Annotated in this window: 8 protein-coding genes; 4 read left to right on the forward strand and 4 right to left on the reverse strand. The window is 52.8% G+C overall.

The genetic code is table 11. The annotated features are described in order from the left end of the window. From B2R29_RS04310 to B2R29_RS04325, 4 genes are all read left to right on the forward strand, one after another. Positions 1–1,930, forward strand: a 1,930-nt coding sequence (locus B2R29_RS04310; protein WP_301179939.1) for a thrombospondin type 3 repeat-containing protein, incomplete at its 5' end; no start/stop codon positions are given. A 107-nt stretch (positions 1,931–2,037) separates the two neighbouring features. After that, complete coding sequence (locus tag B2R29_RS04315) at positions 2,038–2,289, forward strand: DUF2175 domain-containing protein (RefSeq protein WP_301179940.1); 252 nt, start codon at positions 2,038–2,040, stop codon at positions 2,287–2,289. 51 nt (positions 2,290–2,340) lie between these two features. After that, positions 2,341–2,712 carry a hypothetical protein gene (locus tag B2R29_RS04320; protein WP_301179941.1) on the forward strand — a complete coding sequence of 124 codons (372 nt, stop codon included), beginning with the start codon at positions 2,341–2,343 and terminating at the stop codon, positions 2,710–2,712. Positions 2,713–2,781: 69 nt separating this feature from the next. Beyond that, on the forward strand, positions 2,782–3,618 hold the full coding sequence (locus B2R29_RS04325; protein WP_301179942.1) for a sugar nucleotide-binding protein: 837 nt from the start codon (positions 2,782–2,784) through the stop codon (positions 3,616–3,618). Between the two features lie 21 nt (positions 3,619–3,639). On the opposite strand, the gene B2R29_RS04330 is transcribed toward B2R29_RS04325, so the two are convergent. The 4 genes from B2R29_RS04330 to leuS all read right to left on the reverse strand — a co-directional run. After that, entirely contained in the window at positions 3,640–4,236 is a 597-nt protein-coding gene (locus B2R29_RS04330; protein ID WP_084188794.1) for a hypothetical protein, read from the reverse strand. Between the two features lie 243 nt (positions 4,237–4,479). Beyond that, positions 4,480–5,496 carry a DNA polymerase III subunit delta gene (holA, locus tag B2R29_RS04335; protein WP_301179943.1) on the reverse strand — a complete coding sequence of 339 codons (1,017 nt, stop codon included), beginning with the start codon at positions 5,494–5,496 and terminating at the stop codon, positions 4,480–4,482. Next, on the reverse strand, positions 5,496–5,960 hold the full coding sequence (lptE, locus tag B2R29_RS04340) for an LPS assembly lipoprotein LptE (RefSeq protein ID WP_301179944.1): 465 nt from the start codon (positions 5,958–5,960) through the stop codon (positions 5,496–5,498). The genes holA and lptE overlap by 1 nt, the downstream gene beginning before the upstream one ends. 51 nt (positions 5,961–6,011) lie before the next feature. Continuing rightward, positions 6,012–8,195: leucine--tRNA ligase (gene leuS, locus B2R29_RS04345; protein ID WP_301179945.1), on the reverse strand; the 2,184-nt coding region annotated here is incomplete at its 5' end.

An 8,195-nucleotide genomic window follows, 5' to 3' on the forward strand; every position in this document is an offset into this window, starting at 1 on the left:
CGGTGACAATACAGACTCAGACCGGGATGGCGACGGAGTAGGGAACACCTTCGAAGAAGAGGCGGGTACAGATCCTGATGACCGTTTCTCGGCGCCCGCAGACACCGATCGCGATGGTATCCCGGATCTTCTTGATGATGACCGGGATGGTGATGGTTTTGCTAACGATGTAGATCTCTACCCAGACAACAGCGCTGCCTGGGCTGATACCGATGGCGATGGCATCCCCGACAATGAAGATCCTGACGCCGATAACGACGGTATCCCTAACGTCTTTGAGATGCACCTTGGCACCGGCGTTCTCGACCCTGAGAGCAAGCCGTCGGATATTGATGGCGATGGCATGCCGGATTACTTCGATTCCGATCTGGACGGCGATGGCGTCGATAATAGTGCTGATGTATTTCCGTCAGATGGTGAAGAGTGGGTAGATACCGACGGTGATGGCATCGGTGATAACCGCGACCCGGATCGTGATAACGATGGCTTCAGTAATGACGTCGAGCAGACGGCAGGGTCAGATGATCTTGATCCCGAAAGTAAGCCACGTGATCTGGACAAGGACGGTATCGTTGATGTGCTGGATGACGACATGGATGGTGACAGCTATCTCAATGAAGATGATGCCTTTCCTGAGGATGCCTCAGAGTGGGCAGATTTCGATGGTGATGGTCTGGGTGACAACTCAGATGAAGACATCGATAACGACGGTATCAATAACGAATTTGAGCTGACGTTAAGCTTTGACCCTTACGATGCGGACAGTGTTCCGAGCGACTTTGACGGTGACGGTATCCCTGATGAGCTGGATACCGACCTCGACGGTGACACCATTGGTAATGACATCGACCTGTTCCCTCGTGATCCATCGGAGTGGTTCGACTTAGATGGCGATGGCATCGGCGATAACCGCGACAGAGACCGCGACGGTGATGGCATCGATAACGTCTATGAGGAGCAGGCTGGAACGAATCCGGCAGATGCAGGCTCGGTGCCGCGCGATGCTGATGGCGACGGTATCCCCGACCTTGTTGACCAGGACAGGGATGGAGATGGTTACCTGAACGATGAAGATGCCTTCCCTGATAACCCTCTGGAGTGGTCTGACCTTGACGGTGATGGCCAAGGCGACAATATCGATCTCGATATCGATGGTGACGGCATCAGTAATGAGTATGAGGTTCGATTGGGGACAGATCCGAAAGATCCATTAAGCGTTCCTGCTGATATGGATCGGGATGGCATTCCCGATGCACTCGATAAAGATATTGACGGCGATGAAGTCCCGAACGACAGCGATGTATTTCCACTGAACCGTAAGGAGTGGAGTGATACTGACGGTGATGGCACTGGTGACAACAGTGACTCTGATATCGATGGTGACGGTATCATCAACCGCTATGAGCGGGAGCTGTCTTACGATCCGTACGACAATACCAGTACTCCACCGGATTCTGATCGTGATGGTATTCCTGATGAGTTGGATGATGACCGCGACAACGACGGTTACAACAATGATGTGGATGCCTTTCCATCAGACCCGACAGAATGGGCAGATTTTGACGGCGATGGTATCGGTGATAATACAGATACCGACCTCGATGGTGATGGCTTCAGCAATGATATTGAAACGCGCGATGGCACTGATCCATGGGATAAAGCCGACTATCCTGACTACGATGCGCCAGTGATAGGTAACATCGAGTGGCTCGACGAGACGAAACGTTTGTCGGGCATGGCCTATGACGATGGCCGCGGCATTGAATCTGTCTGGCTTGAGAGTGTTATGGGCGACCGTTGTGATGGGTTCGTGTCCTACCCGGGGCATGTGATGGTGCCGTGTCAGATTATCGGTAACAGCACACGCTGGACTCTGGTTGTTGAGGACAAATTTGGCAATCGGGCTGAAAAAGCGGTCAACTTCGAGTAGTTCTTGAGTATGTAAAGGTCAGAGTTTCGCCTGACCTGACATGCGAATAGGGGAACACTGACTATACTCACACAAAGACGGTCAACAGCTTCTCCCGAAGGAGAGTTATGTCACTCAACTGTGTGTATTGTAAAAAACCAGTATTTGGAACGAGCGGTGTCACTGTGCCCGGCAGTGGTCCGGCTCATCAGCATTGCTATCAGGCTCAGGCTGCATTGGCGCGCACGTTTCAAGCACTTGATATCAGTCAGCTCAGCGATGACGAGCTTCTGGACCTGCAAGACATGGTGCTGGCGGAGGTGAATGATCGACGTCGTAAAGGTGAAGGTGGCGGAGATAGCGAAATTGAGCTCTTCTGAGGGGCTTTCGGGTGGGGTACACTGGCGGCTTTTAAGTCGCCATTTTTGTTTATGATTATTGAAAATACATCTGATCTGATTCGTCAATGGACGCTCCTGACTCTGAGCGATGGCTCCCCTGTGGCCGAGGCTGAGCTGGTCAACGGCAACGCTCTGGTGATAAGCCCGCAGGCGATTGCCCTGTTCCGCCGTCCGGGGGATTGTATTAACCCGTTGGCTGGAGGCATGGTCCGCAACGAAGCCTTTACCGATGGACGGATACTTCAACCTCCTTTCATTGAAGAGCACAGAGCCGGGTTTGTTGGTCTCACCGATGGACTGGCTCTGCTGATCGGCCTGAACGATGTTCGTATGTATCCCAACAGAAATGACGCCTTGCGGAATCAGAATATGATTTGTGAGTTGTCATTGGCTGTCGATTAAATCCCACGTGCTGTCTGAGGGTAGCAGTGGTAATCTTGCTTTTTTGAACCCGATACTCGGAATACACGTTTGGCTATCAGTAGTTTTCACACCCACATCATCGGCGCAGATCGCCCGGTAGGCCGTTACATCAGTCGCTTGATGGCAGAGCAGAATCTCATTCACCGCGGTGTGTCCATTGCCAGCACCGAGCGACCAATGTTGCAGTCCAGTGCCCGACCTGCGTATGTGATTTCGCCGGCGCTGAATGAAGATACCGATGTGGAGTCGGCTAAATTCTGGATTGGCCGGGCTCAGGAAGAGGGTGCACTGGTTGTGTTGCTTTCGACTCTGCATCGCTACCTGGGCGGTAAAGAAACAGTCACTGAACAATATGCCGCTGATAACACCAGTGCATTGAGCGAGGCCTTTGCTGAGCTGGAGATGCTGGCGGCGGAGAATCCTCAGCATATTATTCTTCGTGTGGGGCAGCTTTTGACGCTTGATGGCAGTGATTTTGCCAGCCGTATTCTCAGTGTGATTCGTTCAGAGCCGACGCTGGCGCTGGATATGCAGCGTGAGTTTGAGCCTACTCCGGTCGACGATGTTGCCATTGTGGTACTGGCGATGCTGCGTCAGATTCATCTCGCAGATGATCTCTGGGGTACTTATCATTTCTCCGGTGTCGAGGCGGTATCTTCTTATACCTTTGCAGAGGCGCTACTGGCTGAAGCTCGCCAGTTTGAGGACCTGACGGCAGTAGAACTGACAACGCAGGAAGGGGGGATGACACCCGAGGTGTGGGCGCCTGTTGCTGATCATACGGCTCTGTTCCACACGTTTGGGATTAAAAATAAAGCATGGCGGCAGGGGTTGGCGCGACTGGTACGGGCCTATTATCACGACCCATCAAAAGAAACCGCCTGAGTTCTCAGGCTACAACAAGGTTCAGCTGCCGGTATTGAAGGTAGCTGACTTCTGATACAGATCCATCAGTTTATCTGTGATCAGGCTACGAATGCTTTCTCGTTCCAGTGACGATAGTCCCGACAGTTCGCTCAGGCGAAGGCGGTGCAGGTGCAGGCAAGGCAGCTTATCGTTGAATTCACGAAGGTCGCCTTTCATCAGTACTGGCAGGAAGGGGTCATCGCTGTTGGTTCTGCGTAGAATTTGTCGCATGCCTTCCTGAAAGGGAATAGGCACCGAGCGGACTTTCTTATCCTTGTGAGAGATCACCAGATACAAACCTTGCTTACCAATCAGATTGCCCGGAATGACATGCAGGCCTGTAGCGCTGACGGCGTCTGGGTTCAGGTGGCTGAAGGTATCGTGAAAAGCATACGGGTCCGGGAGAATGACCATCTGGCGGTGTGCTTCTTCCGGAAAGAAAATACTGTAGTTAGTATAAAGCTGACGCACTGATGTTGAGAATACACAGAAGCGGTTTTCGAACTGCTTTACGAAATTCATGGCACGTTTGTGCTGATTGAGTTTCTCAAGATCCCATACGAGATCGCTGTTCTGCTGCTGCGCTACTGTATTCATTTTAATCTCCATCAGGCATGCGGTTTTTGGGCCCGCTTATTTTTTTACCGAATTATGAATCCGGTATGACGGCACTGGCTACACTTCTGAAATCTTAATTGCCAAATTCAGTCGATATCATGACGCTTGATTAGTCGTCGTGAGCCATATGACTGGCAGAGTACAAATTCAGGCTGATCGGATCAGTCGGGAAAGTATGGCAGCGGAAAGAAGAAAAAAGTGTGACTCAGCTAACGGTTCTTTTCAGGTCAATGTAAAGAGTTTGTCTGCCTGACCTGATAGGATAATGACTATTTGACCCATTTTGAGCCAGGCGTCGTCGCCACTGCCTTTGGCGGCCAGGTCAGCTTCGGCTGCGGTACTGAGTGCTCTGTGCAAATCTTTCATCGACAGGCGTTGTAGAGCTGCTTTGTACGGGGCTTGCTGCCTTGGCCAGACGCCTTGGGTGCGAAAGCCTTCAGAGAGCGCCTGTGCCCCCTGACATGGTTTCAGGGCGATGAGTTGTCTTATCTTCCGAGTTAGCGCTCCAAGCACCATAATGGGTTCATGCCCCTCTGAGCGCAGGTGGCTGAGCATGCGGTTTGCTTCGCCGAGTTTCCCCGTCAGGCAGGCGTCTGCCAGTCCGAACGCATCGAAACGGGAGCTGTCTCCTGCACTCTGCATAATGAGTTCTTCACTGATGGTTGTCTCGCCCAGCATTCGCAGTTTTTCTATTTCCTGTACCGCAGCCAGAAGATTGCCTTCTGTCTGGTGTGCAAGTGCTGACACGGCAGCCTGATCAGCCTGCAACCCTGCCATCTGGAATCGTCGTTTCAGCCAACTCGGATACTGGTTTCGCTCTATCGGCCAGATGGGCAGTACAACGCCGTGTTTCTCAATGGCTTTATACCACGCGGTTTTCTGTGTCTTCGCGTCCAGGCGAGGGCAGATAATCAGCAGGATATTGTCAGGCGACGGGTGCTCAGCAAGGTCCTTAATGGTCTCCCCTTTGTCTGACGGCTTGCCATTGGGAATGCGTAGCTCCAGCAGGCGGCGGCTGGAGAACAAAGACATGGCTGAGGCTTCTTCCCGCAGAGTCCGCCATTCAAAGCCAGCTTCTGCATGAAACAGCTCGCGCTCATCAATGCCTTGCTGCTTTACGGCTTTGCGTATGTCGTCACAGGCTTCCATCACCAGTAGCGGATCATCGCCTGAGATCAGATAGCAGGGAGCCAGCTCTTTGGCGAGGTGAGGCCCTAACTGGTCCTGACGCAGTTTCATTAAAGACGTTCCAGCCGACGCATTAAGCGACTGAGCAGGTCTGAATCAAGCGCGTCGCGCAGCTGTCGTTCTTCTTGCTGTGTAGCAACGACGTTATTTACGTCGTTACTGAGGGTGCGCCGTGCCTCTGTGACGAAGTGGTCGGTTTCTTCACCCCGGGTTACCGTCACGTCGAGTAAGGCGTTAAATTCATATTCAGCGATCTGGCCAACGCTGTTTACAGACAGGGTCCGGCGTTCAACGGAATACTCGTTAATCTCGATCTGAGCGGGTGCATCAAGCGCCCGCTCAGGAACCACGACATCATTAAATCGCAGACGCTGAATCAGTTGCTCTCGAATGTTCTGGGGGCCACCGCCAACATGAATGATACGGAAACCCTCTGGTAATTCAGAGACGCCTCTGAGTTGCCAGCCGCAGCTGGCGATCACACTTAGCGTTAGAGCGATAATCAGGTGGCGCATAGTGGATTCATTACTCTTCTGGTTCTATGACTGATAACGTAGTTAGCTCGCTTAATTCGCCACGATGTTGACGAGTTTACCTGGCACCACGATGACCTTGCGAATTGTCTTGCCGTCAATCTGGTTTTTCACGCTGTCATCGGCCAGCGCCATGGCTTCCAGCTCGTCTTTGCTGGCGGTTGCCGGCGCTTCAAGTTTCGCGCGCACCTTTCCGTTCACCTGAACAATCAACAGGATGCTGTCTTTTTCCAGCGCTTTTTCATCAACGACTGGCCACGGAGCATCCAGCACCAGACCATCATTACCGAAGGCTTCCCACAGAGACTGCGCAATGTGTGGCGCAATCGGTGACAGCATACGAACGACCGCATCGAGACCTTCTGCGACGACGCTACGGCCGCCAGCACTTTCGAGCTTTTGCTTTTGCAGCGTATTGATCAGCTCCATCACGGCGGCGATGCCTGTATTGAAGCTGTTTCTTACGCCGAAGTCGTCGCTCACTTTCTGAATGGTCTCGTGCACTTTACGGCGCGCGTCTTTTTCGTCTTTGCTGAGGTCGCTGATGTCACCGCGATCTGCTTGCTGAATCAGTTCATAGCTGAGGCGCCACACGCGCTGAAGAAAACGCTGTGCACCCGATACGCCAGAATCAGACCACTCAAGCGTCTGCTCCGGCGGCGCAGCAAACATGGTGTACAAACGCACGGTATCGGCACCGTATTGCTTGATGGCTTCCTGTGGGTCGACACCGTTGTTCTTTGATTTGGACATTTTGCTCATGCCCGCGGCGGTCAGCTCAAGACCATCTTCTGTGCGCTTAGCACCAATAACACGGCCTTTTTCGTCACGCTCAACCGTTACATCGAGAGGGTTAACCCATTCTTTGGCACCGTTTTCAGTGGTGTAAGAGAAGGCTTCGGCCAGCACCATGCCCTGAGTCAGCAGGTTTTTGAACGGCTCGTCGCAGTTCACCAGACCTGCGTCACGCAGTAACTTATGGAAGAAGCGGGCGTACAGCAGGTGCAGAATCGCGTGCTCGATACCACCGATGTACTGGTCGACAGGGAGCCAATAGTTAGCTTCTTTCGGGTCGAGCATCTGGGTGTCGTCCTGCGGCGAGCAATAACGCGCGTAATACCAGGAGGATTCCATAAAGGTATCGAAGGTATCGGTTTCGCGGAACGCAGGTTGACCATCCAGTTCGATGTTTTCGAATTCCGGGTTGTTCTTAATCGGCGAGTTGACGCCGTCCATCACCACGTCGGTTGGCAGAATCACTGGCTGATGACTTTCAGGCGCAGGAATGGTGTCACCATCCTGAGTACGGATCACCGGAATCGGTGAGCCCCAGTAGCGCTGGCGACTGACGCCCCAGTCGCGCAGGCGGTAGTTTACTTTGATTTCGCCTTTGCCTTCGCTCTCCAGTTTGGCGGCGATGGCATCGAAGGCTGCATCAAAACCGAGGCCATCGAATTCACCCGAATTAATCAGGGTACCTTTTTCAGTGAAGGCTTCTTTACCCAGATCAATCTCTTCTCCATTTGCAGGCTCAATCACTTGCTGGATGTCGATGCTGTATTTTTTCGCAAATTCCCAGTCACGCTGGTCGTGCGCAGGTACGGCCATCACCGCGCCGGTACCGAACTCCATCAGTACAAAGTTAGCGACCCAGACGGGCACCTCTTTGCCAGAAATCGGGTGGATCGCTGTAAAACCGATAGCCATGCCTTTTTTCTCGGCGGTGGCCATATCGGCTTCTGCTGTACCTGATTTGCTGCATTCGTCGATGAAGGCAGCCAGTTCTGCGTTGCTCTCTGCAGCTTCTTTTGCAAGAGGGTGACCAGCAGCAACCGCAACGTAGCTTACACCCATCAGGGTGTCCGGGCGGGTGGTGTAAATCTCAAGGTTATCCTCGCGATTTTTCAGACCGAAGCTCATCTGGATGCCGCGGGACTTGCCGATCCAGTTACGCTGCATGGCCTTTACCTGGTCTGGCCAACCATCCAGCTGGTCGAGATCGTTCAGAAGTTCTTCTGCGTAATCCGTGATACGGATAAACCACTGTGGAATTTCTTTGCGCTCGACCACAGTGTCACAGCGCCAGCAGCATCCGTCGATGACCTGCTCGTTGGCCAGTACGGTCTGGTCATTCGGACACCAGTTCACCGCTGAGACTTTCTTATACGCCAGACCCTTATCGATCAGTTTCGTGAAGAACCACTGCTCCCAGCGGTA

The sequence above is a fragment of the Thalassolituus sp. UBA3500 genome, assembly GCF_002377545.1.
Classification (GTDB): domain Bacteria; phylum Pseudomonadota; class Gammaproteobacteria; order Pseudomonadales; family Oceanobacteraceae; genus Thalassolituus.